The organism is Isoptericola chiayiensis, from assembly GCF_013149805.1.
Taxonomy (GTDB): domain Bacteria; phylum Actinomycetota; class Actinomycetes; order Actinomycetales; family Cellulomonadaceae; genus Isoptericola; species Isoptericola chiayiensis.
In genome coordinates this window covers 2678-4267 of the sequence record NZ_JABEZT010000015.1, presented here as the reverse complement: position 1 = coordinate 4267, position 1590 = coordinate 2678, and the positions used below count along the sequence as shown (strand labels likewise).

The window sequence follows — 1590 nt, the reverse complement described above, 5'->3', positions numbered from 1 at the left end:
GGCCTGTTGAGGGTTGGTGGTGTTTTCTCTCTTTTACGGAGAGTTTGATCCTGGCTCAGGACGAACGCTGGCGGCGTGCTTAACACATGCAAGTCGAACGGTGAAGCCCAGCTTGCTGGGTGGATCAGTGGCGAACGGGTGAGTAACACGTGAGCAACCTGCCCTCCACTTCGGGATAAGCCTTGGAAACGGGGTCTAATACCGGATATGAGCACATGGCGCATGTCGTGTGTTGGAAAGTTTTTCGGTGGGGGATGGGCTCGCGGCCTATCAGCTTGTTGGTGGGGTGATGGCCTACCAAGGCGTCGACGGGTAGCCGGCCTGAGAGGGCGACCGGCCACACTGGGACTGAGACACGGCCCAGACTCCTACGGGAGGCAGCAGTGGGGAATATTGCACAATGGGCGAAAGCCTGATGCAGCGACGCCGCGTGAGGGATGACGGCCTTCGGGTTGTAAACCTCTTTCAGCAGGGAAGAAGGCCTTCGGGTGGACGGTACCTGCAGAAGAAGCGCCGGCTAACTACGTGCCAGCAGCCGCGGTAATACGTAGGGCGCAAGCGTTGTCCGGAATTATTGGGCGTAAAGAGCTCGTAGGCGGTTTGTCGCGTCTGGTGTGAAAACCTCAGGCTCAACCTGGGGCGTGCATCGGGTACGGGCAGACTAGAGTGCGGTAGGGGAGACTGGAATTCCTGGTGTAGCGGTGGAATGCGCAGATATCAGGAGGAACACCGATGGCGAAGGCAGGTCTCTGGGCCGCAACTGACGCTGAGGAGCGAAAGCATGGGGAGCGAACAGGATTAGATACCCTGGTAGTCCATGCCGTAAACGTTGGGCACTAGGTGTGGGGCTCATTCCACGAGTTCCGTGCCGCAGCTAACGCATTAAGTGCCCCGCCTGGGGAGTACGGCCGCAAGGCTAAAACTCAAAGGAATTGACGGGGGCCCGCACAAGCGGCGGAGCATGCGGATTAATTCGATGCAACGCGAAGAACCTTACCAAGGCTTGACATGCACCGGACGCTGCCAGAGATGGTGGTTCCGCAAGGTCGGTGCACAGGTGGTGCATGGTTGTCGTCAGCTCGTGTCGTGAGATGTTGGGTTAAGTCCCGCAACGAGCGCAACCCTTGTCCTATGTTGCCAGCGGGTTATGCCGGGGACTCATGGGAGACTGCCGGGGTCAACTCGGAGGAAGGCGGGGATGACGTCAAATCATCATGCCCCTTATGTCTTGGGCTTCACGCATGCTACAATGGCCGGTACAGAGGGCTGCGATACCGTAAGGTGGAGCGAATCCCAAAAAGCCGGTCTCAGTTCGGATTGGGGTCTGCAACTCGACCCCATGAAGTCGGAGTCGCTAGTAATCGCAGATCAGCAACGCTGCGGTGAATACGTTCCCGGGCCTTGTACACACCGCCCGTCAAGTCACGAAAGTTGGTAACACCCGAAGCTCATGGCCCAACCGGTTTTCCGGGGGGAGTGGTCGAAGGTGGGACCGGCGATTGGGACTAAGTCGTAACAAGGTAGCCGTACCGGAAGGTGCGGCTGGATCACCTCCTTTCTAAGGAGCGCATACCTGCCCTTGGGTCTTCG

At 58.4% G+C, this 1590-nt stretch carries 1 rRNA gene; it reads left to right on the top strand.

From position 1 onward, the window contains the following. Window positions 1-32 precede the first annotated feature (32 nt). Window positions 33-1558 (top strand): 16S ribosomal RNA (locus tag HDG68_RS16635). The last annotated feature ends 32 nt before the right edge of the window (window positions 1559-1590 follow it).